The following is a 23,491-nucleotide window of genomic DNA, read 5'->3' as shown; positions in this document are numbered from 1 at the left end:
AAAATAATCATAAAGCAGATCAACATGAAACTTGAAACATGAAACTTGAAACAAAAAACTTATATTTGATTTCTATTAAAATAAAACTCATGAAACTTTTTACATTTCTCATTTCACTTTTTACCATCACTACTTTCGCTCAAAATAATAAAAAATACGATACTTTTTTTGAGAAAGGAAACGGAAACCAATCGGCTTCTTATCAAGAAACTATAGCTTATTTTAAAATGCTTGCCGCCGATTTTCCAACTATTCAAATGAAAGAAATGGGATTGACAGATTCTGGTGAACCATTACACATGATAACTTTTAATCCAGACAAGGAATTTGATTTCGATAAAATTCAGAAAACTAAAGCGATTTTATTTGTAAATAACGGAATCCACGCCGGCGAACCCGACGGAATCGATGCTACAATGCAGTTTTACAGAGATTTGGCAACCGGAAAAATGAAAGCACCAAAAAATACGGTTTTGGTTACAATTCCGGTTTATAATATTGGCGGTGCTTTAAATAGAAATTCGACAACGCGCGCCAATCAAGACGGACCTGAAGTTTATGGTTTTAGAGGAAATGCCAGAAATTATGATTTGAATCGTGATTTAATGAAATCGGATACTCGAAATACGAAGAGTTTTGTAGAAATTTTCCAAAAAATAGATGCCGATATTTTTATTGATAATCATGTGAGCAACGGTTCTGACTACCAATATAAACTGACATATATCATGACGCAACACAACAAACTTGGAAAAGTTTTGGGTGATTTTATGAATGACGAAATGATGCCGGCTTTGGTAAAAGATCTTCAGAAAAAGAAAATCGAAACTACACCATATGTAGATTCGTTTAAAGATACACCAGATAAAGGTTTTGGGCAATTTGTTGATAGTCCGCGATATACAACGGGTTATACTTCTTTATTTAATACTATTGGTTTTGTGGTTGAAACACATATGCTAAAAAATATGCTGAACGTGTAAAAATGACGTACGAATACATGAAATCGACTTTAGATTTTACCGATGCCAATTATCAAAAAATAAAAGATTTAAGAGTTAAGAATTTAGAACAATATCAGCCTAAAAAATCCTATACACTACAATGGGAAATGGACAGCACAAAAGCTACAAAATTTACTTTTTAGGCTACGAAGCGGGTTACAAAAAAAGTGACGCTACAACAGGAGATCGTTTGTATTATGACCGAAGCAAACCGTATAAAAAAGATGTTCCGTATATCAAAGAATTCAAATCGGCTAAGGAAATTATGATTCCTACGGCGTATATAGTGCCACGAGGTTATTGGAATATTATTGATCTTTTGAAAAACAATAATATCACATTCCGTCAATTTAAGAATGATACAATTATTGAAGTGGAAAGCTATAAAATTGCCGATTTTAAAACGGTTCCATCTGCTTACGAAGGACATTATACGCACCGAAACACGACTGTAACTTCTAAAATGGTCAAAATGGCTTTCGCCAAAGGTGATTATTACGTTCCAACAAACCAAAAAGGCGTTAAATATTTAATCGAAGCTTTTGAACCAGAAGGTGTTGATTCATTTTTTAACTGGAATTTCTTTGATCCAATTTTACAGCAAAAAGAACATTATTCGGAATATATTTTTGAAGATACTGCTGGACAACTTTTAAAAGACGAACCAACGCTTAAAGCAGAATTCGAAACCAAAAAACAGAACGACCGCGAGTTTGCTAAAAATTCTGAAGCACAGTTGGATTGGATTTACAAGCATTCTGTTTATTATGAGAAGGCGCATTTGCAGTATCCTGTTTATCGCGTTTTGTAGATTTTTTTGGATTGTGTTGATTTTTTAAACGCAAAGTACGCTAAGATTTTTTTATTTTGATTGGGTTGGGCTTCCGATAAGGTCGCAAAGCTTTGCGTGTAGAACATTGTCAAAGTTTGAAACTTTGACAATGTTGAAACTAAAAACTTTTTTACTTTTAGAAAATTATGACATACAAACTTTTTCTCGATGATATCAGAGATGTAAATATAGTTTACAAAAACCTTACTAATAACGATTTTGTCGTGGTTAGAAATTGCCATGATTTTAAAAAAGTGATTCTAGAAAAAGGACTTCCTGAACTAATTAGTTTTGACAATGATTTAGGTCTCGATGAAAACGATAATGTTGCCGAAGATGGCTACGCTTGTGCGAAATGGCTAGTTTATGAATCTGGAATAGATTTAAAGAATCTAAAATTCAATGTTCATTCTGCTAATCCTGTTGCCAGTCAGCAAATTCAGGGTTTACTTGATAATTATATTAGACATTTGAAATCACAATAGTGCAGATTTGCAATATGTACTTTTAAAAAACAAATATAAAAAGCAAGGTTGCCTTACTTTGTGGGCACGGATTGCAAATCCGCGCTATCGGATTAATAAAAGAACGACAATGATAAACAAAATCCTGAAACCAATAATTATTTCTTTTATTCAACTCATTTTATCAGTGATAACATATAAGGCAATAGTCCATCTTTATCCAATACCACACAAGTCTGTTGGGTTTGGATTAACGATTTTATTCACTGGATTTTTTTCAATTTGACTATTCTTTTATTTAATTTTTATTTAGCATTTTTTAAAAAGAATATTTATTGGGTCGCATTAATTCTTTTTGCTTCCGTCGCTATTTTTCCATTTGAGGCTTTTAACGAAAGACCATTTAGAAGCTTGCTTTTAATTTTACTTGCTCTAGTTGGTTTTCTATCTTCTTTGATACTGAATAAGATATTAACTAAAGAAAAACAATAGCTCAAGCTCAGATTTATAAATCTGTACTATCGTTATAGTTATTTTGATAATCAGAAAAACTTTTATTTTTTTACGGCTTCCCGTAACCATATTCAATTTCAACATTCTATATTTGGTTTTAGAATTCATTACCCAATTCTAACCTTAACCAAAAACTATGAATAACCAATCAGGCGACACTATTGTTGAGGGAATATTTTACGGATTAAATTATTTTGGAGCCCTATTCCATTGGTCCGTTTTCTTCGGCAGAAAATCTTTTCAAAAAGTACTTCAAAGCAGTTTTATAAATTCCGTAATTGGAATTCTTGTCCTTGTTTTGATCGTAATATTGTTCAAAAATGAAGTTTTACATTTAATCCTATCTCTAATCAAAAACCGCCTAAATCAACACTAAAAAATGAATCCACAACCTTCAAGAAATTCATCTTCAAGAAATTCATCTTCAGGAAACTCATCTTCAGGAAACCCAAAAGTCTTTTCAATAATAGGTTTAGTATTTGCCATTATTGCTTTTCTTTTTTCAATTATTCCATGTATCGGGTTTTATGCCATCGGGCCAAGTATATTTGCAATTGCGTTCAGCGGTATTTCATATCTCGGTTTAAAAGAAAGAAATGAAAGCACTGGAACTTCTCTTGCTGGATTAATTGTTGGAGTTGTCGCGATCTCAATTGGCGCTTTTCAATATTACCAATATCAAACTGTTTTTGAAACTAAAGCCGAAATAGAAAAATCGATTAATGAAACTGAAGAACATGTAATGGACACGCTTCAAAAAAGGTTTTAGAAAAAGTGGGCGAAAAACTAGAAGAAGAATTGGAAAAAGATTCGATACAAAAAGCCAAAAATGATTCGATCCAAAAAGATTCTATTTCAAAAAATAAGGAATATCATTTTTTCAATCTTTTAATATTTATGGCGATTGTGTTTTTGATTTTCTATTTAAAAACAGATCTCATAAATATCAAATGCCCTTATGCTGAAATTGGAGTAAAATGCAAAACCTGCGGACTTACAACCTCTTTTAATAGGATTTTAAATGGTAATTTTTCTGATTTAAACTTTGGTTTTTTATTGCTATTTATTGCTTTTCTATCACAATTGATTATTCGGCCGTTGGTCAGCTTTATTTTGCTTTTTTCGGACAAATTCAAATTGATCAGAAATATTGATATTGTGTTTTCTATTCTTTTATTTGGGTTTGCTTATGCTGAATTTATATAACATTTTATAAAATTATTTCTTTTAATAAACTGAAATCATGAAGTTTAAACTCCCAATAATAATCGCATTTGCTGTCGGAATTTCTTCATGCAAAAATGAAGCAAAAAAGAATAATCTTAAATCTAATCCAGATGCTTCGGGTTTCAAAAATCAATAGTTCAACTATGATAAAAAAATACAATGCTCTTCTTATTTTTGGAATTATAGAAACAATTCTGTTGCTAATAACTTTTTATTTTACTTCAAAAGACAACGCTCTTTCGTTTTCAGTTTTAACAGCACTTTTTCTAATTGTTGCTCCTGTTGTGTACTATTTTTTGAGTCGAAAAGAAAAAACAGAACTCACCTTTTGGTTTGTTTTCTATTTGGCTTTCAAAATAACACCTTTTATATTCCCAATGGAAGGCAACTTTTTTAAAGTTATTTTTGATTGGAAAATTTATTTCAATATTGCATTTCTTTTGTTTTTGATATGGACAGCCATTCAATTTATTTTAAACTTAAAAAAAAACATAAAACTAACCAATAACGAAAGCCAGGACGATTACGATGTAATTACTCATTCTTTACAAAAATCTATTAAGTTTAAAAAATTAGGCCAAATAATAACATTCGAAATTTGTTCGCTCTATTACTGTTTTATAAAATGGACAAACAACAAAACTCCTGAAAACCAATTTACCGGATATAAAAACAGTGGAGTATCTGCCATTTATATTGGCCTAATGCTGGCCTCGATTGCCGAAGCCGCAACGATGCATATGCTACTTATTTCGCACAGCAAAAAGGGCGCAATCTTATTTTTGGTCTTACACATTTACCTTTTGCTAAATCTAACCGGGCAATTAAAAGCAATAATTTTTAGAAGACATAGTATTTTGTCCGAAAAAATTATAATTCGTTACGGGCTTTTTAATTCGTTAGAAATCCCAATTGATTCTATTGAGAATATAAGCAGATTTGAAGGCGATTATGAAAAAAACGGCAATCTAGCAAAGCTAGCCTTATTAGGCAAATTAGAACCTCACAATGTAAGTATTGAAGTTAAAGACAACATAGAAGTTCATTTACCTTTTGGCATTATTAAAAAGCCGAAATTAATACTCTTCTACATTGATGATGTTGACACATTTGTGTTTAATGTTAAATCCCGATAACGCAGATTACAAATCTGCGCTATCGTTATACTAATTTCTTTGTCAGAAAAAATAACATTTACGGTTTCCCGCAACTATATTCAATTTCAAGATTTTATATTTGAAATAAAATAGCATTTCCTAACGCGTTCGCTTGGATTTGTAATACATGTCCGAAAAGAAAAAAATATCAAAGCACAAAAACGAATATACTTTGTGGATTTGCTTGTGCTGTATTTATGTAAAAATATTTCATTTAATAAACTTGTCTGATGAAATTTAAACCTGTACTTCTAGTTGTTTTTATTTTAGGTATTTCTTCATGTAAAAATGAGTCAAAAGAGGATAATCTTAAATCTAATCCCAACGCTTCGGGGCTAAAAACTGAAAAGAAAACTGTTTTGGAAGATTCTTTAAAGAAGGATTCCGTAGCTGTTGACTCGTCAAAAAGTAGTTTGGCTGAAGACAGAAAGTTATTAGCCGATTTTTTCATTAAAAATGACAAAAAGCCACAATTCTTTTTGATCAACAACCAGAAGGATACAACAATTATCTGTGCGGAGAAAACCAAAATTACCATTAAAGCAAATTCTTTTGTTTTTCTTAAAACAGGAAAAGAAGCAACAGGGAAAATTAAAATATCGGTTAAGGAATATTACGCTATTTCCGATATGATTTTGGGCGGACTTTCGACAACTTCTAACGGGAAATTATTAGAAACCGGCGGTATGCTTGATATTTCTGCAACAGCAAATGGCGAAAAATGTGATTTAAAAAAGGGAACGAACATCGAAATTGCTTTTCCTCAAAAAATCGCTAGAGACAAAATGCGGCTTTTTTATGGAAACTGGCAAAAAGATCAAATCAATTGGATTGTCGACAAAAGTTCGTTTGATCTAAGTGAGACTTTTGAGAATGTTGACGAAATGCCCGTTTATATTGGCGGAAAGGATGCATTTTACAAATTTATTGGTAATAACTACAGACGTCCTGACGAAGAAATTAGCGGCAAAATATATGCTACTTTTGTTGTAAACAAAGAAGGAAACGTCACTGATGTTAAGATAAAAAAGGTTTGAGCAGAGTCGCTGATGAAGAATTTCTTAGAGTTCTCAAAAAACTTGGAAAATTTACTCCTGGCAAAATAAACAGTGTTCCTGTAAACTATATGTACTCTATACCAATTACTCTACAGTCAGGAGACTCCAATATTTCCTCCTCAAATAATTACAACAATAGAATCGCTGTAGAACCGTATGTTACAAAAACTGATGAAAACAAAAAGGCAGATGAAATTAGTTATTATATTTTCAATAGTACAAATCTAGGATATATAAATTGCGATCGATTTTTGAGCTATATTCCGTCAATGGTATTTAATTATGGTGTTATTGTTGAAGATGAAAGCAATGTGTCGATAAATATTATTTACCATCGTTTTAAATCAATTATGAAAGGCGCATTAAGTCCTAAAAAAGCTATTTTTTACAATTCGCTTTTAAAAGAGAAAATTACAATTGTTGCTATTAAATATTTTGAAGGCAAACCATTTTTAGCCATTAAAGAAACTACAACTAGCGAAAAATCTGAAAAGGATTTGCAATTCAATCCGGTAACACCTGAAGAGTTAAAAAATGAAATTCTAAAATTGAATACATTAAATTGAAACTTTAAGCATTAAAAAAAATAAAGACAAAGTTTGGCGCCGCGTGAGGGATAGAAGCTGGCTACCGAAGTAGCGCGGATAGCCCGACAGCATCCCGATAAAAGGGCGAATATGCGCAAACTGAATTAGCCCTTTTATCGGAATGGTGGCACGCCCTGCTATTTCTGTTTAAAAATCAATCTTCGAACGCAACCTTTTCAAGCTTTTTGTACTATAAAATATAACGAAAACAAAAAGCAAAATGAAAAAACTAATCTTCTTATTTACCGCACTTGCGATTGTTTCTTGCTCTAATGATGAAAAAGCTGAAGCCAGCACTAAATCCAGCATACCTTCAAACTTACAAGGAACTTATTGCTATATCTCTGGAAGTACAGTTTTCTTTGACAAGGACAATAATGCAACTTGTGTTGCTAAACCAGAATCTACTTCTGCTTTTTACTACAATAGCTCATTAAATGCTACAAAAATTCAGTGGACTATTGAAGCGCAACCAGCCGGAAGCATAATTGTAAATGGAAATGATAATCAAGAAATGATTAGCCTAACTTTTAAAGATAATTTTGAGAAAGGATCTATTCATTCTGTTGGTGAAAGCGAAAAAGGTACCTGCGGACCTACTTTGTTTATTACAAACAAATAAAACTAAAGACAAAAAAAAGCCCAATATTTAGTATTGGGCTTTTTGATACCATTATGGAATCCAAATTTAAGATTCTAAGTTTTCTTTTTTTGCTTTTAGATCTACCGGAATTGTATTTTCTTCCTGAAACAATAATTTAATGTTTTCATAAGAATTTTTAAGTGCTTCTTTGATTTGTTCTCGATTTAACCAAGCAACTTTTTCGATTCCTTCTTCTAGTTGACCATGTGGAGTTCCTTCAAAATCAGATTGCATTTCGAACCAATGCGTGATTTTAAGTTTGTATTTTCCGTTACGTTTAAAGATATGATAGGTTTTTTGAAGTTTATTCGTAATACGAAGCTTGTTTACTCCTGTCTCCTCCTCTACCTCACGCATAGCCGTCGCTTCAATGTCTTCCCCTTTCTCAATACCGCCTTTTGGCAAATCCCATTTTCCGTTTCTAAAGATGAATAAGACTTCGCCTTTCTTATTATAGACAAAGCCTCCGCCCGCTTTATTTACCGGAATTTTGGCCTTAAGGGTTTTCATGATCTCACTTTCATCTGGATGATATAGAATAGCTTTTTGAATTTTATTTTGAAAAATTTTTATAATAAGCTGTTCGATATCAATACTTTCTAACAAGAACAATTGGAAATCTGTTTCTTTAGAGATTTCATTTGTCAAAAAAAGTGGTTTGTCGTTTACAAAAACTTTATACATTTGTATTATGATTTTTAATAAAGATACTGCCGAAAAAACAGCCGAATTGCTTTTGCAAATAAATGCAATTAAATTGAATCCCGAAAATCCTTTTACGTGGGCTTCTGGTTGGAAATCGCCTATTTACTGTGATAATAGGTTAATTCTTTCATTTCCGAGCATCAGAAACTATGTTCGTGATGAATTTGCTAAAAACATTGAAAAACAATTTGGAAAGCCCGATGTGATTGCTGGTGTTGCTACTGGAGCCATTGGTGTTGGAATTTTGGTTGCCGAAAGTTTAGGGCTTCCTTTCGTATATGTGCGTCCGGAACCTAAAAAACACGGAAGACAAAACCAAGTGGAAGGTTTTTTACAAAAGGGTCAAAATGTTGTAGTTGTTGAAGATTTGATTAGTACTGGAAAAAGCAGTTTGATGGCTGTTGAAGCGTTAAGAAGCGAAGGTGCTAATATTAAAGGTATGGTCGCGATCTTCACATATGGTTTTGGTGTTGCTGAAGAAAATTTCAAAGAAGCAAATATTGATTTATTTACTTTGAGCAATTACGAAAATCTTTTAAGCTTAGCTGTTCAAAAACAATATATCACAGAAGATCAACAATCAACTTTATTGGAATGGAACGCAAGTCCATCGACTTGGGGACAAGAATAGATTTTAGATTTTAGATTTTAGATTTTAGATTTTAGATTTTAGATTTTAGATTTTAGATTTTAGATTTTAGATTTTAGATTTTAGATTTTCTTAAAATCGCTTCGCTCTTTTTGGGATTTAGAAAATTGGAATTTACATAAAACCTAACTTTGCTTCCTTTTCGCTAAAAAAACAAGAAAAACAAAAACAAAAAAATACCTTATGAACTTAGAAAGTCCAAAAGTTACTGTTCAGAAATCAGCTCAAGATTTATTTGATCAACTGACTGACGTAAAGAATTTCGAAAAATTAATGCCAGACAATATCGCTAAATTTGAAGTGACTGGCGAAGACGCTTTTATTTTTGGATTGAAAGGGATGCCGGAAATCAAATTAAAAATGAAAGATAAAGTAGCACCAAACAAAATCGTTCTGGGCGCCGCAAGCGACAAGCTTCCGTTTACTTTGACTTCAAACATTGATAGTGTTTCTGATTCTGAAAGCGCAGTTCAATTATTCTTTGAAGGCGAATTCAACGCTATGATGGCCATGATGATCAAAGGGCCAATCAGCAAGTTTATTGAAACCCTTGCAAACAATATGAACAAGCTTTAATAATGGTGAATTATTAATTGTGAATTATAAATGAAAGTCCAATCTAACGATTGGACTTTTTTTGTTTCACGCAGATTTTGCAGATTAAAGAGATTTGTTTTCTAGTATGGTAAAAAACTTAGAACCTTAGAATCTTAGCATCTTAGAACCTTCCAAAAAAAACACTTCATCCTCAAAAAAACACAGTTCGGCGACAAAAATTATTTTCCGTTAAAATATTGATGGAAGTTTGAATCATCAAACTAAAACATATCAAAATGGAACCAGCTATTAAGATTTTAATTTACATTCACGCATTTTTTGGAGGAATCGGATTAATTACAGGAATTGGAAGTATCGTTGTCAAAAAAGGAGGAAAACTTCACAAACGAATGGGGAAATTATTCTCAATCGGAATGATTACAAGTTCGCTTATTTCAGTGCCAATCTGCTGGATGCCAAAACATCAAAACATCTTTTTATTCCTTATCGGATTATTCACTATTTATCTTGTGGTTTCAGGAAACAGAGCTTTAAGCTTTAAAACAAAACCAAAAGCTGATTTGACAGACAAAATAATTTCTGGAACAATGCTTTTCTTTTCAGCAATAATGATTTCTATAGGTTTGTATTGCCAACTAAATCAAATAACGAACGGAATATTATTTACATTTTTCGGCGGATTTGGGCTTTTTATGACCGTAAAAGATTTTATCTTTTTCAAAAACTTCTCAGAAACCAACAGAAACTGGCTTTCAAAACATATCGGAAAAATGATGGGCGCTCTAATCGCTTCTATTACCGCATATATAGTCGCAGGATTAGGAATCGGAACTTTGATCGCTTGGATTATGCCTTCCATTTTAGGAACATTCTACATCATTTATTGGAATAGAAAAATAGAGCCGAAACCCAAAAAAGCAATTCAACAGATTTAGAAAATAAAAACTTAGAATCTTAGTATCTTAGAAACTTAGAATCTTTTTTAATAAAGCATCTGAATTTCTTTGATATCAAACTCTGAAACCGAATCATCTTCTAATAAAACCTGCAATTTTCCAATCGAAGAAACACCTTGGATAATTCCCATAAAATTTCGTCTAGATGAATTCGGATGCAAGTTTTTAAAAGGCATTGGAACACCTTTTCGGAATAATGTATTATAATAATTGTCCCAAAACTGGAGTGAGTTATTTTCCCAAGAATTAATTTTCTCTTTTATTTTTTCAACAATCATTTCTGGCAAAAGATCTTTATTTAAAGCTTCACCTAAAATAACTGCTAATGAAGAAGCATTTGGCAATTCGTCAAAATTTGTCTGATTGACATTTAGCCCTAATCCGACAACTGACACGATTCTGCCATCACTTTTGATGGTATTTTCGATTAATATGCCACCAACTTTTTTATTGTATGACATAATGTCGTTTGGCCATTTTATGCTTAATTCGGGAATATTTAATGATTTTAAGACTTCAATTACACTTAATGAGACAATTAAACTTAAATTAAAAACCTGTTCATTATCAAATATAAAATCTTTTACCAAGGCACTCATAATTAAGTTTTTACCCGATTCAGACTGCCATTTCGCTCCCATTTGCCCCTTTCCTTTCGTCTGATTTTCAGCCGTTACCACCGTAAAATTCTCAAGTTCATCTTGGCTTGACAATGCCTTTAGAAAGTCATTTGTAGAATCTATGGCATCGAGTTTGATTAGTTTCATCTAAATAATTTAAATTAACTTAATTTAATATTTTGTTAAGGTTCAAAAATAATCACAAATTTTGGTAACTTTACAAATTCATAAAAATAATTCATGGCGAAAAAGACTATTAATAATGATGTTCTATTGGCGAACATAATCAAAGGGATTGAAGAAGTAAAAGGGAATGATATCGATATTCTTGACTTAAGAGATATAGATACCGCTGTATGCGACTATTTTGTTATTTGCAACGGAACTTCAAACACTCAAGTTAACGCCATAGTAAACTCTATACAGAAAACAGTATCTAAAGACTTAAAAGACAAACCTTGGCACGTAGAAGGAACCGATAATGCAGAATGGGTTCTGATGGATTATGTGCATATCGTGGTACATGTTTTCCAAAAACACATTCGTGAATACTATAATATCGAGAGCCTTTGGGGTGACGCCAAAATAACTACAATCGAAAACAAATACTAAAGAAAAATTTTTCTAATGGCTAAAGATAATAATCCAAATCCGAATAAATTTAAAATAAGTCCTTGGTTAATATATACCGCAATACTTTTAGTTTTTTTATTTATAAGTTTTGCAACCGGAGGATCTAACTTAAGCGAGCCCGCTCAATTGACTTCTTCTAAATTCAATACGCTTTTAGAAAAAGGCCAAATTGAAAAAGTTATCGTTTATAATAAAGCCGAAGCTGAGGTTTATCTAACAGTCGCAGACGCTAAAAGATAAAGCAAACGAAAAGGTTTCTAAAGACATTTTTAAAAATGTAAATAAAGGACCACACTATACGTTAGAAATTGGTAATGATCAAATTTTCCAAACTAAACTTGAAAAAGCAGTAAGCGAAGGAAAACTAAAAGATTTCAATTTCTTGCAAAAAAACAATTGGAGCGACATCTTAATCAGCCTTCTTCCAATTATCATCATTATTGGTGTTTGGATTTTCATCATGCGCAAAATGTCTGGCGGAGGCGCTGGCGGAGGCGGACAGATTTTCAATATCGGAAAATCTAAAGCGAAACTTTTGACGAAAAAACAGATATCAAAACAACATTTAAAGATGTTGCTGGTTTAGAAGGTGCAAAAGAAGAGATTCAAGAAATCGTTGAATTCCTTAAAAACCCAGAAAAATACACAAATTTAGGAGGTAAAATCCCTAAAGGAGCTTTACTTGTAGGACCTCCTGGAACTGGTAAAACTTTACTAGCAAAAGCTGTTGCTGGTGAAGCTCAAGTACCTTTCTTCTCATTATCAGGTTCTGATTTCGTTGAAATGTTTGTTGGAGTTGGTGCATCTCGCGTACGTGACTTATTCAAACAAGCAAAAGAAAAATCTCCTGCTATCATTTTCATTGACGAAATTGATGCTGTTGGTAGAGCAAGAGGAAAAAGCAATATGTCAGGCGGAAACGACGAGAGAGAAAATACTTTGAACCAATTATTGACAGAAATGGACGGTTTTGGTACAAACTCAAACGTAATTGTTTTGGCCGCAACAAACAGAGCTGACGTTCTTGACAAAGCTTTGATGCGTGCAGGACGTTTTGACAGACAAATTTTCGTTGACTTACCAGATATTCGTGAGAGAGCTGAAATTTTTAAAGTTCACTTAGCTCCTATCAAAAAAGTTGAAGGTCTTGATTTAGATTTCTTAGCCAAACAAACTCCAGGTTTCTCTGGTGCTGATATTGCTAATGTTTGTAACGAAGCGGCATTAATTGCGGCTCGTAACAATAAAGATGCCGTTGACAGACAAGATTTCCTTGATGCTGTCGATAGAATTATTGGTGGTCTTGAAAAGAAAAACAAAATCATTACTCCAGACGAAAAAAGAGCAATCGCAATTCACGAAGCTGGTCACGCAACTGTTAGCTGGATGTTAGAACACGCCGCACCACTTATTAAAGTAACAATTGTTCCTCGTGGACAAAGTTTAGGAGCCGCTTGGTACTTGCCAGAAGAAAGACAAATCGTGAGAACCGACCAAATGCTGGACGAAATGTGTGCTACAATGGGCGGAAGAGTCGCTGAAAAAGTAACTTTTGACAGAATTTCAACTGGCGCATTGAGTGATTTAGAAAAAGTAACACGTCAAGCCCGTGCTATGGTAACAATTTATGGTTTGAATGATAAAATCGGGAATGTTACGTATTATGATTCAAGCGGACAAAGTGAATACAGTTTCTCTAAACCATATTCTGATGAAACAGCAAAAATTATTGATGCTGAAATTTCAGAGTTAATTGAAGGCCAATATCAAAGAGCTATTCAAATTCTTGAAGAAAACAAAGATAAGTTAAACCAACTTGCTGATATACTGATAGAAAAAGAAGTTATTTTTAAAGATGACTTAGAAACAATTTTCGGAAAACGAACTTTTGACAAAAATCTGGAAGAAGTGGTTTCGTAAATTGCACAGAAATATGTAATATTTTTTAAAATCTTAATTCAAAATCGCCTTTTGAATTAAGATTTTTTTATCTTTGAACGTTTTCAATTAACATGTAAAGTATTTCATATAAAAATGAATTTTTTCAAAAAAATATTTGGTTCGAGTGAATCTGCTTCAGACGAAGAGCACGAAAGCGAATACGGAGGAAATCCTATTCAGAACAGTCATTTATCTATAGACGAACAATTCATTTTTAACTTTAAGAAAAATGGCGGTAAATTTTTGTATTGTGAAAACACACAAGAAGTTGCTGAACAATTTGAAAACATATTAGAAGAAAATGATTGGTTTGAAAACGAAGTTTTATGTTACGAGCCTGCTTTATTTCATTTATTAGAAGAAAATAAACTGACTTACATTTCACCTAGAAATCCAAGATTTTTATTGGCTTCATGCGAAAACTTAATTGCTGACGAAGGTTCCATTTTGTTTTCTTCCAAACAAATCAGACAAGACAAACCTAATGAACTTCCTGCAAACATTGTAATAATTGCTACAACGAGCCAGATTTTACCAATGAAAAGCGACGGCTTAAGCGCAATTAAACGCAAGTACGAACGTGACTATCCAACTAACATTACCACAATAAAATATTTCGAAAAGGCAAAAGAGGAAGATTTTACACAATACGGAAGTGTTGCAAAAAATCTTTATTTACTGCTTTTAGAAGATCTTTAAGATGAACGAAACGTTGAAGAGAACCATCTCTGGTGCTGTTTATATCGCTTTATTGCTTACCTCTATTCTGTTTTCGACTGAAAGCTTTATTATTCTTTTCGGTGTCTTCTTGATCATTACGATTTATGAATTCAGTAATCTAGTCAATCTGAACAAAATATTTTCAATTGTTTTTGGAACTTTGACTTATGCGAGCAGTTTTATTGATTAGTCATTACAATAAAGAAACTACATTGTTTTTGAATGATGCTTTCAAATCTGACTTAGATTTGAATATCAATATTAAACAACTAGATTTAATCTTGCTTGCGGTTACTTTAGTGGTTTCAATAAAATGTATTTTGTTTTTATTTTATGACTCGGTTCAAAAAATAAGCACATCTTCTAAATATTTATATTTATTAGGCTACATAACGCTTCCTTTTATTTTTATCGTTAAAATCTCTTTTGGAACCAATGATTATAACCCAAAAATCATTTTAGGCTTATTCATTTTGATTTGGACCAATGACACTTTTGCTTATTTGGTTGGAAAATCAATGGGAAAACACAAATTATTCGAAAGAGTTTCTCCTAAAAAAACAGTTGAAGGATTTCTGGGCGGCGCAATTTTCGCCGCTTTTGCAGGTTTTTTAATATCAAAATTGTACATTCAGCCTAATCCTGAATTCAGCGGCAAATCAATCTTAATTTGGACCATAATTGCTGTAATTGTGAGTATTTTTGGCACAATTGGAGATTTGATTGAATCCAAATTTAAACGAATTGCTGGGGTAAAAGACAGCGACTCAATAATGCCCGGGCATGGAGGCATCTTAGATCGCTTAGATAGTGTTATATTTGTAGCACCAATTATATTTTTATTTTATCAAATTTTATATTATGTTTCATAAAGAAGGAGGACCATCGATTTTAATAGGTACCGTTTTTGCAGTAGCCTTGCTTTTAATAGCTGAAAAGTTTATTGATATCACATGGCTTAGAATGCTTGTTCAAATTTTTGGCGTAGTAGTTTTGATTATTATTTTACAATTCTTTAGAAATCCTAAAAGAATTGCAATTCGCAATAGCGATCACGTTCTTGCACCGGTTGATGGAAAAGTAGTGGTTATTGAAGAAGTTTACGAAGGAGAGTACTTCAAAGATAAACGTTTACAGGTTTCTATCTTTATGTCTCCAATCAACGTACACGTAACACGTTACGCAATGGACGGAATTATAAAATTCAGTAAATACCATCCAGGGAAATTTTTGGTGGCGTGGCACCCTAAAGCAAGTGAGGAAAACGAAAGAACCACAGTGGTTATCGAAAATGATACTTTTGGAGCCGTTCTTTACAGACAAATCGCTGGAGCTTTGGCACGCAGAATTGTAAACTACGCAAAAGAAGGAATGCAAGTTGTTCAAGGAACTGATGCTGGTTTTATAAAATTTGGTTCAAGAGTAGATTTATTTTTACCTTTAGGTACTCCAATTGATGTGGTTTTAGGCCAAAAAGCAATTGGCGGAAAAACGATTATAGCTAAAAAAGCTTGATGACTGAAAAGGATTTAGATACACGTTTTTCAGAGGCTGTTGAAACTGCCATGCAAATGACTCAAGCCTCACTGCCACAGGATGTGCAGTTAAGGCTTTATGCATATTACAAACAAGCTACATTTGGAACAGCAGTTTACAATCAATCACAAAATTTTGATTTGAGAGATGCCTTCAAAACAAATGCTTGGATGCAGATTAGTCATATTTCTATTGAAGAAGCAAAAGAAAATTATATCGAAATCATCAATTCACTAACATCAAAATAAATTAATCATGAAGAGAAACATTACTCGTTTTGGCATTTTAGCTTCATTTTTTGTGTTATTTTCTTGTAATGACGGTAATAAACTGACTGAAGTTGTTGAAGTGCCTCTTCCAACTAAAGAAGAAAAAATTACCATAGGAACTCCTGATCAGGTGACTATAGATCCAGGCTCCTTTGGACTTACAAAACTGCCATTTGGTTATGACGGTTTAGCACCAGATATTCGTTCGCTAACTTTAGAATCACATTATTCCAAACACTATGTTACGTTCACGAATAATTTAAACAAAGAAATCGTTGCGACTGAGTATGAAAATATGCCAATCGAAGATATTCTAAAGAAAATGGATCTTAGCAATGCTAAGCTTCGTCAAAATGCTGGAGGTTATTACAATCATACATTGTATTTTAATGTTTTGACACCGAAAGAACAGACTCCTAAAGACACCCTTTCAGGATCGATCAATAAGGAATTTGGCTCATTCAACAATTTGACAAATCAATTTAAAGGACAGGCCGAAAAACAATTTGGTTCTGGCTGGGTATGGCTGGTTGTTGATCGTTATGGCAAACTGCAAATTACGACTACAGACAATCAGGACAATCCTTTAATGAAAAATGCTTTGATTCCTGGAACTCCAATTTTAGGAATTGATTTATGGGAACATGCTTATTATTTGGACTACCAAAACAGAAAAGGAAGTTATATAGACGCTTTTTACAAACATATAAATTGGGAAAAAGTGAACGAAAATTACGTCGAGGCTTTGAAGAAAGTCAAAAAAGTATAAATCATAAAAAAGCTGATACTCAAAAATGTATCAGCTTTTTTTATATCTTAATGTTTATTTTGAGAAAACATGAAAGATATTGCTAACCGTTTTATAGAAAATCCGCTTTTAGCTCCAGCAGATCTACCTCCAAGCAGAGAAGGATTAGAAATCACCTGTCTTCTAAATCCGGGTGTATTTCGGTTCCAAAATAAAATATGGCTGGCGGTTCGAGTGGCAGAAAGACCAAAACAAATTGAAAACATTATTTCGTTTCCAATTTTAACAGAAACGGGAACGATTCAAATCATTGAAATTCTAAAAGACCACCCAGAATTAATCGCAACAGATGCTCGGGTTATTAATTATAAAGGAAATGATCACTTGACAACACTTTCGCATATTAGACTACTCTGCAGTGAAGACGGACATCATTTTTATGAACCAGAAGATTATCCACTTTTAGTTGGTGAAGGAATTTTAGAGACTTTTGGAATTGAAGATTGTAGAGTTTCATTCCTCGAAGGGAAATATTATCTAACTTTTACTTCTGTTTCGGAAAATGGTGTTGGAGTTGGATTGCGTACCACGACAGATTGGAAAGCCTTTCAAAAACATGGAATGATTTTGCCTCCACACAATAAAGACTGCGCAATTTTTGAAGAAAAAATAAACGGATTATTTTATGCTTTGCATCGCCCGAGCAGTGTTGATCTTGGTGGCAATTATATCTGGATTACTTCTTCGCCTGATGGCATTCATTGGGGAAATCATAAATGCATTATCAAAACCCGAAAAAATTTCTGGGACAGCAAAAGAGTTGGTGCCGGCGCCGCTCCGATTAAAACTGAAAAAGGCTGGTTGGAAATTTATCATGGCGCCAATGAACAACATCAATATTGTTTAGGCGCTTTTTTGATGGATTTAAATCATCCTTCAAAAGTAATTTCCAGAACTGAAGATCCCATCATGTTTCCCTCAACAGACTATGAATTAAGCGGGTTTTTCGGAAATGTCGTTTTTACCAACGGACATATTATAGAACCTGATGGCGATACACTTATAATTTATTATGGCGCATCAGATGAATTTGTTTGTGGCGCTCAATTTTCAATTAAAGAAATTTTGTCACTATTAGTTGCTATTTAAAAACAAAAACAGATTCAGAACATATCCTAAACCTGTTTTCATTGATTTTAATACTCTTGACTAATTCACCTCATAAATAAACGATTCGGAAGGCTTTATTTTTACTCTCGCTACTCCTTCTCCATTCTTTACCGTAAAATAGGTTTTATTTTCTGAATACAATTTATCAACCAAAACATACGAACCATCTTTCAGTTTCCATTTTGAAATCACATCAGCAGGCACTTTCAACTCGAATTCACTTGTTTTTTCAGATGAAAAATTAGCAACAACGATCAATTTTTGTTTTTCAGACCATCTTGTGTACGAATAAATCAATTCGTCATATCCTGCATTCTGACGATTTGCAGATTGGATTTCTTGAAAACTTCCCATTAAAGCTGAACTCTTAATGGAAAAATTCAGCAATCTTTTATAAAAATCACGCAGATTTTTCTCTGAATCAGATAATTTTCCGCCATCAAACTTTCCATCGTTCATCCATTTTTGATGATTTGGAACTCCAATATAATCAAAAATTGAAGTTCTCGAGCGCTTTCCGAAACCAGCATCTTCATTTCCGGCCTCTCCTACTTCTTGCCCAAAATAAACCATCGTAGGCGAAGTGCTTATTGTTGTAGAAACGACCATTAAAGGTTTTCCGCGTTCTGGAGTTCCTGCAAATTCAGGACTTGCCAAACGTTGCTCATCATGATTATCCAAAAAGTGAAGCATGTGATGCTCTATATCGGCCATTCCTTTTTGAATATCTGACAAACCATCTGGCGAAGATTTTCCTCTAATTACATCTTTTAGTTTATCATACGTTTCAACTTTGTCATATAAATAATCCATTTTTCCTAAACGAATGTAATTTCGATATTCGTTCGGATTATAAACTTCAGCCAATAAAAAAGCATCTGGATTTTTCATTTTAATTGCCGAATTCATATAACTCCAAAATTCATACGGAACCATTTCAGCCATATCATAGCGGAAACCATCAACACCTTTTGCTGTCCAATATAAAGCAATGTCTTTAAACTTTTTCCAAGAACTTGGCACATCTTTATCTTGCCAGAAAGCAAAATGATCTTTGTATGATTTTTGATCAAATCCTGCAGGAAGTTCAGGAAAATCTTTTGATCCATCAGGACGAACGCCATAATTTACTTTTACGGTTTCGTACCAATCATTTTGGTCAGGTTTTGCTTTTCTAGAACCATTTCCGGTCCATTTTGCAGGATTTTCAGCAAACTTGCCATCAATCAGCGGATTTTTTCTCCATTTAGAGGAACATCGCCATCTGGAATTTCGAAAGGAGCATTCGGAATATAATAAAAGTTGTTATCTCTTTTGTATTCAGCAGTTACATCATCATCGGCACCGAAATCTCTTACTCCTTCCGGATTATTTTTCCCTTCATATTTTCTCGCAATATGATTGGGAACAATATCAATAATGAGTTTCAAACCTGCTTTGTGTGTGCGAGAAATCAAAGCTTCAAATTCCTGCAATCTGTTCGCTGGATTCTCCGCCAAATCTGGATTTACATTATAATAATCTTTTACTGCGTAAGGAGAACCTGCACGACCTTTAACAACTTCAGGATCATCGTTTGAAATTCCGAAAGAAGTATAATCACGAACCAGAGCATGATGAGGTACACCAGTGTACCAAATATACGTTACGCCTAGATCTTTAATTTCATGAAGTGCTTTGTCAGTAAAATCATTGAACTTTCCAACGCCATTTTCTTCGATCGTTCCCCAAGGTTTATTTGTTGTATTTTTATTTCCAAACAAACGTGTAAAAACTTGATAAACTACCACTTTATTTGCTGGAGTATTTTCTTCTTTGGCGTTATTCATTTTTAAATCTTGTGTTTTACATGCCGAAAAAAGCATGCTTGTCGCCATTCCCGCGACAATAAATCGTTTATTTATCATATTCTTTATAAAATCGGTCTTTTTTGAGATTTCAGAATAAAATTACGTCCTTAAAATCATTTCCTAAATTTACTCTAATTTTTAAAACTCAAATAAAACTGGTTTTAAATTGTTTGAGAATCAGCAAAAAACGGTTTACTACAACGTTAGAGTTGGTTATTTTGTTGATAAATTTAAGATTTAGAGGTTCAAAGCTTCAAAGGCACAAAGTTCTTTAAAGATCATTAAAAATGTGAAAAATCAATTTAAAACTTTGATACTTTGCCCCTTTGAAGATCTGAACCTAAAAATATAAATTAATCCTAATAACATTATAAGGTTGTAACCTTTTTCATAAATTTGACAAAAATTTAATCAATTGAAGAAATCACTCTTTTTCATATCTTTTTGTCTGTTGTTATTGACTACTCAATTCAGTTTTGCGCAGGCATCAAAAAATAAGCCGGGAACTAAAAAAATCATTATCGAGAACGCTGACTTTTCTGATGTCAACCAGGAAATAGCACCTGATGCGGTTTTATTAACTGGAAACGTAAAAATAAACCATGATGGAGTGGTTTTGACCTGCAACAAAGCTTATTTTTTTCAGAAAGAAAATTACCTAAAAGCATTTGGAAATGTACAATTAGTACAAGGTGATACTTTATACTTAAACAGCAAATATGCTGAATACAACGGAAATCTTAAAAAAGCGTTTGCGACTGGAGATGCAATAATGACTTCGCCAGATGCTACTTTGCAAACCGATACAATTAATTTTGACCGAAATGTACAGCAGGTTTTTTACAATACAAAAGGGACGATTGTCAATAAAGACAATACTTTGGTAAGCAAATCAGGACGCTATTTTGTTGAGGAGAAAAAATTCCAGTTTTTGACTGAAGTAACGATTACCAATCCGAAATACGTAATCAAATCAAATCATTTGGATTATTACAGTAATTCTGGACATACTTATTTACTCGGTCCTTCGACCATTACAAGTAAAGCCAATTACATTTATACTGAAAAAGGTTTTTATGATACGAAGAAAAATCTCGCTCATTTTCTCCGAAAATCATACATAAAGTACGACGATAGGCGCATTGAGGGAGACAGTTTGTATTATAACCGGAACATTGAATTTGCATCGGCAAGTCGAAATGTAAAAATAACCGATTCTATAAATCGTGGTATTGTTAAGGGACATTATGCCGAAATTTTCAAACTGAAAGATTCGATGTTTGTAACCAAAAGAGCCGTTGCAGTAAATTTTGTTGAAAATGATTCGGTTTACATTCACGGAAAAAAATTAATGGTGACTGGAAAAGAAGGCGAACGAATTTTAAGAGCTTATAATAACGTACGTTTTTACAAAACCGATATGAGCGGTAAATGCGATTCGATTCATTCAAATTCTAAAACTGCATTGACAAAATTGATCGGCAATCCGATTTTATGGAGTGGCGAAAGCCAAATTACTGGTGATGTGATGCATTTAATTGGCGACAACAATACCAAAAAAATAGATTCGTTAAAAGTACTCAACAACACTTTTCTGGTCTCGCGGGATACCCTCGGAACCGGATTTAATCAAGTAAAAGGACTGAATTTATTCGGGAAATTTAAAGATGGTAAACTTCATAATGTTGATATTATCAAAAATACCGAAGTCATTTATTACAGCAGAAATGATCAAAATGAGCTTGTTGGAATTGATAAAAGTGTGAGCAGTAAAATCAATTTGATTATAGAAGACAATCAAATCGAAACTCTGACTCTTTTTACAAATGTCGACGGAGACTTATACCCTGAAGCCGATTTGCCTGAAAACGCCCGAAAACTAAGAGGTTTGCATTGGCGTGGCGACGAACGAATAAAATCGAAGGATGATATTTTTACCGATGAAGACAATGAACTAAATGAAAAATTAGTAAAAGAAGGAAAAGATCAGGAAGAAAAAGGCAAAGACGTTCCGATGAAAGTCAGAAAAGAAACCTTGAATTACGACAAAAAGAAACCTGTCGCCAAGAGTAAAAAATAGTTTTCAGTCGCAGTCACAGTTTTCAGCTTACTTGACCTTTTCTAGAAATTAGTATAGAAAATTTAATCTTGGTGCAAAATTAACCTAAGCCTAAAATAAAAACCTTAGTCCCTTAGTACCTTTGCCACTTTGAACCTTAAAAAAATGAATCCAGATTTTATAAAATATCAGGCACAAACTTCTCCTTATCCGTTAGGAATGGAAGTTTCTCACGCCGTTGGCTCTTATATTTACGACACAAACGATAAAAAATACTTAGATTTTGTTGCAGGTGTTTCTGCCTGTACACTTGGACACCAACATCCACGCGTAAATCAAGCAATAAAAGACCAATTGGACAAATATTCGCATGTCATGGTTTATGGCGAATATTCACAAAGTCCAGCGGTTCACTATTGTAAATTAATGGCTTCACTCCTCCCTGAATCTTTAAACAAAACCTATTTGGTAAATTCTGGTACAGAAGCTATTGAAGGCGCTTTAAAATTGGCCAAAAGAACTACAGGACGTAGCCAACTGATTTCGTGCCATAATGCATATCACGGAAACACAATGGGTTCGATGAGCGTTATGGGTTTTGAAGAGCGCAAACAAGCTTTTAGACCACTTCTTCCAGATGTTGATTTTGTTACCTTCAACAATGAAGAAGATTTACAAAAAATAACCACTAGAACTGCCGCAATTCTGTTAGAAACTATACAAGGAGGCGCTGGCTTTATTCAGCCAGAAAATAATTATCTGGAGAAAGTTCGTAAGCGTTGTGATGAAGTTGGCGCATTAATGATTGTCGATGAAATTCAGCCAGGTTTCGGGCGAACAGGAAAGCTTTTTGGTTTTCAGAACTATGATGTCGTTCCAGATATTGTCGTGATGGGAAAAGGAATGGGTGGCGGAATGCCGGTTGGTGCATTTACCGCTTCGGCTGAAAAAATGGATCTGCTTACCGAAAATCCAAAACTAGGACATATTACAACTTTTGGTGGACACCCTGTCATTGCGTCAGCCTGTCTTGCTACTTTGCAAGAATTAACTGAAACAAATTTAATGGCAGAAACGCTAGAGAAGGAAAAACTCTTCAGATCTCTTTTGGTACATCCTTTGATAACAGAAGTAAGAGGAAAAGGATTGATGTTGGCGGCCATGACAGAATCGGCTGAAATTACAAACGAAGTCATTTTAAATTGTCAAGACAAAGGATTGATTTTATTTTGGCTTTTATTTGAAGGATGCGCAATCAGAATAACGCCTCCTTTGACCATTTCAGAAGATGAAATTAGAGAAGGTTGCGCGACAATTTTGGCTGTGATGGATGAAATATTGAAGAAACAGGAATAACTCAATTTTGAAATCTTTTTTCATACTTCAACACGACCACATCAAATATTAAACAACACATTTTCAACTGAATAAAATTCATCTTTGAAAATAAAAAAAGAACAAAAACGAAGTTAATCCCTTAAAAATAAAGGATATTTCTTCTTAAAATAGAATAAAAAACATCATATTTTGTTAATTAAATTGTTCAAAACAATTAATTCCCTTTCCTTACAACAATTATATGGTTGCCTAAA

General features: G+C 33.2%; 21 protein-coding genes and 4 pseudogenes. 21 read left to right on the top strand and 4 right to left on the bottom strand.

Annotation, left to right across the window (positions count from 1 at the left end; all coding sequences use genetic code 11):
* The first annotated feature begins 89 nt into the window (after positions 1–89).
* The 4 genes and pseudogenes from ACQ9BO_RS12495 (at position 90) to ACQ9BO_RS12480 (ending at position 4,019) form a co-directional block, all read left to right on the top strand.
* A pseudogene (locus ACQ9BO_RS12495) lies at positions 90–1,815 on the top strand (M14 family metallopeptidase).
* A gap of 167 nt (positions 1,816–1,982) precedes the next feature.
* Entirely contained in the window at positions 1,983–2,321 is a 339-nt protein-coding gene (locus tag ACQ9BO_RS12490) for a cyclic-phosphate processing receiver domain-containing protein (RefSeq protein ID WP_431244942.1), read from the top strand.
* 871 nt (positions 2,322–3,192) lie between these two features.
* On the top strand, positions 3,193–3,582 hold the full coding sequence (locus tag ACQ9BO_RS12485) for a hypothetical protein (protein ID WP_431244941.1): 390 nt from the start codon (positions 3,193–3,195) through the stop codon (positions 3,580–3,582).
* A gap of 5 nt (positions 3,583–3,587) precedes the next feature.
* Positions 3,588–4,019, top strand: a complete 432-nt coding sequence (locus ACQ9BO_RS12480; protein ID WP_431244940.1) for a hypothetical protein — start codon at positions 3,588–3,590, stop codon at positions 4,017–4,019.
* Between the two features lie 21 nt (positions 4,020–4,040).
* Here the strand turns inward: ACQ9BO_RS12480 and ACQ9BO_RS12475 are convergent, their stop codons facing one another.
* A complete protein-coding gene (locus tag ACQ9BO_RS12475) occupies positions 4,041–4,166 on the bottom strand; it encodes a hypothetical protein (protein WP_431244939.1) in 126 nt (41 codons plus the stop codon).
* A 17-nt stretch (positions 4,167–4,183) separates the two neighbouring features.
* Between ACQ9BO_RS12475 and ACQ9BO_RS12470 the strand changes: the two genes are divergently transcribed.
* The 4 genes from ACQ9BO_RS12470 (at position 4,184) to ACQ9BO_RS12455 (ending at position 7,464) form a co-directional block, all read left to right on the top strand.
* Positions 4,184–5,176, top strand: a complete 993-nt coding sequence (locus tag ACQ9BO_RS12470) for a hypothetical protein (RefSeq protein WP_431244938.1) — start codon at positions 4,184–4,186, stop codon at positions 5,174–5,176.
* A gap of 251 nt (positions 5,177–5,427) precedes the next feature.
* Positions 5,428–6,234, top strand: coding sequence for a hypothetical protein (locus tag ACQ9BO_RS12465; RefSeq protein WP_431244937.1), 807 nt, complete (start codon positions 5,428–5,430; stop codon positions 6,232–6,234).
* Positions 6,231–6,821 carry a hypothetical protein gene (locus ACQ9BO_RS12460; protein WP_431244936.1) on the top strand — a complete coding sequence of 197 codons (591 nt, stop codon included), beginning with the start codon at positions 6,231–6,233 and terminating at the stop codon, positions 6,819–6,821. Before ACQ9BO_RS12465 ends, ACQ9BO_RS12460 begins: the two co-directional genes overlap by 4 nt.
* Before the next feature lie 241 nt (positions 6,822–7,062).
* Positions 7,063–7,464, top strand: a complete 402-nt coding sequence (locus tag ACQ9BO_RS12455; RefSeq protein ID WP_431244935.1) for a hypothetical protein — start codon at positions 7,063–7,065, stop codon at positions 7,462–7,464.
* A gap of 66 nt (positions 7,465–7,530) precedes the next feature.
* Here ACQ9BO_RS12455 and ACQ9BO_RS12450 read toward each other — a convergent pair whose 3' ends face one another.
* A complete protein-coding gene (locus ACQ9BO_RS12450; protein ID WP_431244934.1) occupies positions 7,531–8,169 on the bottom strand; it encodes an NUDIX hydrolase in 639 nt (212 codons plus the stop codon).
* Between the two features lie 7 nt (positions 8,170–8,176).
* Here ACQ9BO_RS12450 and pyrE point away from each other — a divergent pair, with 7 nt between their 5' ends.
* From pyrE to ACQ9BO_RS12435, 3 genes are all read left to right on the top strand, one after another.
* On the top strand, positions 8,177–8,821 hold the full coding sequence (pyrE, locus tag ACQ9BO_RS12445; RefSeq protein ID WP_431244933.1) for an orotate phosphoribosyltransferase: 645 nt from the start codon (positions 8,177–8,179) through the stop codon (positions 8,819–8,821).
* Between the two features lie 201 nt (positions 8,822–9,022).
* Entirely contained in the window at positions 9,023–9,415 is a 393-nt protein-coding gene (locus tag ACQ9BO_RS12440; protein ID WP_132990285.1) for an SRPBCC family protein, read from the top strand.
* Between the two features lie 257 nt (positions 9,416–9,672).
* Positions 9,673–10,332 carry a hypothetical protein gene (locus ACQ9BO_RS12435; protein ID WP_431244932.1) on the top strand — a complete coding sequence of 220 codons (660 nt, stop codon included), beginning with the start codon at positions 9,673–9,675 and terminating at the stop codon, positions 10,330–10,332.
* Positions 10,333–10,379: 47 nt separating this feature from the next.
* Here ACQ9BO_RS12435 and ACQ9BO_RS12430 read toward each other — a convergent pair whose 3' ends face one another.
* Positions 10,380–11,120: a biotin--[acetyl-CoA-carboxylase] ligase gene (locus ACQ9BO_RS12430; RefSeq protein WP_431244931.1), complete on the bottom strand. Its 741-nt coding sequence runs from the start codon at positions 11,118–11,120 to the stop codon at positions 10,380–10,382.
* A 93-nt stretch (positions 11,121–11,213) separates the two neighbouring features.
* Here ACQ9BO_RS12430 and rsfS point away from each other — a divergent pair, with 93 nt between their 5' ends.
* The 8 genes and pseudogenes from rsfS to ACQ9BO_RS12390 all read left to right on the top strand — a co-directional run bounded on the left by rsfS (position 11,214) and on the right by ACQ9BO_RS12390 (position 17,969).
* Positions 11,214–11,585, top strand: a complete 372-nt coding sequence (gene rsfS, locus ACQ9BO_RS12425; RefSeq protein WP_026729351.1) for a ribosome silencing factor — start codon at positions 11,214–11,216, stop codon at positions 11,583–11,585.
* Positions 11,586–11,600: 15 nt separating this feature from the next.
* A pseudogene (ftsH, locus tag ACQ9BO_RS12420) lies at positions 11,601–13,526 on the top strand (ATP-dependent zinc metalloprotease FtsH).
* Between the two features lie 114 nt (positions 13,527–13,640).
* The gene (locus ACQ9BO_RS12415; RefSeq protein ID WP_320566969.1) at positions 13,641–14,246 is read left to right on the top strand and encodes a lactate utilization protein B/C; all 606 of its coding nucleotides are present in this window, start codon (positions 13,641–13,643) and stop codon (positions 14,244–14,246) included.
* Between the two features lies 1 nt (position 14,247).
* Positions 14,248–15,139, top strand: a pseudogene (locus tag ACQ9BO_RS12410) (phosphatidate cytidylyltransferase).
* Complete coding sequence (locus ACQ9BO_RS12405; protein WP_320566967.1) at positions 15,129–15,782, top strand: phosphatidylserine decarboxylase family protein; 654 nt, start codon at positions 15,129–15,131, stop codon at positions 15,780–15,782. The pseudogene ACQ9BO_RS12410 and the gene ACQ9BO_RS12405 overlap by 11 nt, the downstream one beginning before the upstream one ends.
* On the top strand, positions 15,782–16,051 hold the full coding sequence (locus ACQ9BO_RS12400; protein ID WP_132990278.1) for an acyl-CoA-binding protein: 270 nt from the start codon (positions 15,782–15,784) through the stop codon (positions 16,049–16,051). The genes ACQ9BO_RS12405 and ACQ9BO_RS12400 overlap by 1 nt, the downstream gene beginning before the upstream one ends.
* A 7-nt stretch (positions 16,052–16,058) precedes the next feature.
* The gene (locus ACQ9BO_RS12395; RefSeq protein WP_132990277.1) at positions 16,059–16,841 is read left to right on the top strand and encodes a superoxide dismutase; all 783 of its coding nucleotides are present in this window, start codon (positions 16,059–16,061) and stop codon (positions 16,839–16,841) included.
* A gap of 69 nt (positions 16,842–16,910) precedes the next feature.
* Positions 16,911–17,969, top strand: a complete 1,059-nt coding sequence (locus ACQ9BO_RS12390) for a glycoside hydrolase family 130 protein (RefSeq protein ID WP_431244930.1) — start codon at positions 16,911–16,913, stop codon at positions 17,967–17,969.
* A gap of 60 nt (positions 17,970–18,029) precedes the next feature.
* Here ACQ9BO_RS12390 and ACQ9BO_RS12385 read toward each other — a convergent pair.
* Positions 18,030–19,897, bottom strand: a pseudogene (locus tag ACQ9BO_RS12385) (alpha-amylase family glycosyl hydrolase).
* A gap of 358 nt (positions 19,898–20,255) precedes the next feature.
* Here ACQ9BO_RS12385 and ACQ9BO_RS12380 point away from each other — a divergent pair.
* The gene (locus ACQ9BO_RS12380; RefSeq protein WP_431244929.1) at positions 20,256–21,920 is read left to right on the top strand and encodes an OstA-like protein; all 1,665 of its coding nucleotides are present in this window, start codon (positions 20,256–20,258) and stop codon (positions 21,918–21,920) included.
* 144 nt (positions 21,921–22,064) lie between these two features.
* Positions 22,065–23,255: an aspartate aminotransferase family protein gene (locus ACQ9BO_RS12375; RefSeq protein ID WP_431244928.1), complete on the top strand. Its 1,191-nt coding sequence runs from the start codon at positions 22,065–22,067 to the stop codon at positions 23,253–23,255.
* Positions 23,256–23,491: the final 236 nt, after the last annotated feature.

It is taken from the genome of Flavobacterium sp. P21, assembly GCF_050632225.1.
In the GTDB taxonomy this organism is placed as follows: domain Bacteria; phylum Bacteroidota; class Bacteroidia; order Flavobacteriales; family Flavobacteriaceae; genus Flavobacterium.
Note: the sequence above shows the minus strand (reverse complement) of the source record. Positions and strands in the feature narration are given on the sequence as shown.

What these genes read in the sequence shown, in the direction of transcription:
- ACQ9BO_RS12490 (WP_431244942.1), top strand. Translation starts at nt 1,983, where the DNA reads ATGACATACAAACTTTTTCTCGATGATATCAGAGATGTAAATATAGTT.
- ACQ9BO_RS12485 (WP_431244941.1), top strand. Translation starts at nt 3,193, where the DNA reads ATGAATCCACAACCTTCAAGAAATTCATCTTCAAGAAATTCATCTTCA.
- ACQ9BO_RS12470 (WP_431244938.1), top strand. Translation starts at nt 4,184, where the DNA reads ATGATAAAAAAATACAATGCTCTTCTTATTTTTGGAATTATAGAAACA.
- ACQ9BO_RS12465 (WP_431244937.1), top strand. Translation starts at nt 5,428, where the DNA reads ATGAAATTTAAACCTGTACTTCTAGTTGTTTTTATTTTAGGTATTTCT.
- ACQ9BO_RS12455 (WP_431244935.1), top strand. Translation starts at nt 7,063, where the DNA reads ATGAAAAAACTAATCTTCTTATTTACCGCACTTGCGATTGTTTCTTGC.
- ACQ9BO_RS12450 (WP_431244934.1), bottom strand. Translation starts at nt 8,169, where the DNA reads ATGTATAAAGTTTTTGTAAACGACAAACCACTTTTTTTGACAAATGAA.
- pyrE (WP_431244933.1), top strand. Translation starts at nt 8,177, where the DNA reads ATGATTTTTAATAAAGATACTGCCGAAAAAACAGCCGAATTGCTTTTG.
- ACQ9BO_RS12440 (WP_132990285.1), top strand. Translation starts at nt 9,023, where the DNA reads ATGAACTTAGAAAGTCCAAAAGTTACTGTTCAGAAATCAGCTCAAGAT.
- ACQ9BO_RS12435 (WP_431244932.1), top strand. Translation starts at nt 9,673, where the DNA reads ATGGAACCAGCTATTAAGATTTTAATTTACATTCACGCATTTTTTGGA.
- ACQ9BO_RS12430 (WP_431244931.1), bottom strand. Translation starts at nt 11,120, where the DNA reads ATGAAACTAATCAAACTCGATGCCATAGATTCTACAAATGACTTTCTA.
- rsfS (WP_026729351.1), top strand. Translation starts at nt 11,214, where the DNA reads ATGGCGAAAAAGACTATTAATAATGATGTTCTATTGGCGAACATAATC.
- ACQ9BO_RS12415 (WP_320566969.1), top strand. Translation starts at nt 13,641, where the DNA reads ATGAATTTTTTCAAAAAAATATTTGGTTCGAGTGAATCTGCTTCAGAC.
- ACQ9BO_RS12405 (WP_320566967.1), top strand. Translation starts at nt 15,129, where the DNA reads ATGTTTCATAAAGAAGGAGGACCATCGATTTTAATAGGTACCGTTTTT.
- ACQ9BO_RS12400 (WP_132990278.1), top strand. Translation starts at nt 15,782, where the DNA reads ATGACTGAAAAGGATTTAGATACACGTTTTTCAGAGGCTGTTGAAACT.
- ACQ9BO_RS12395 (WP_132990277.1), top strand. Translation starts at nt 16,059, where the DNA reads ATGAAGAGAAACATTACTCGTTTTGGCATTTTAGCTTCATTTTTTGTG.
- ACQ9BO_RS12390 (WP_431244930.1), top strand. Translation starts at nt 16,911, where the DNA reads ATGAAAGATATTGCTAACCGTTTTATAGAAAATCCGCTTTTAGCTCCA.
- ACQ9BO_RS12375 (WP_431244928.1), top strand. Translation starts at nt 22,065, where the DNA reads ATGAATCCAGATTTTATAAAATATCAGGCACAAACTTCTCCTTATCCG.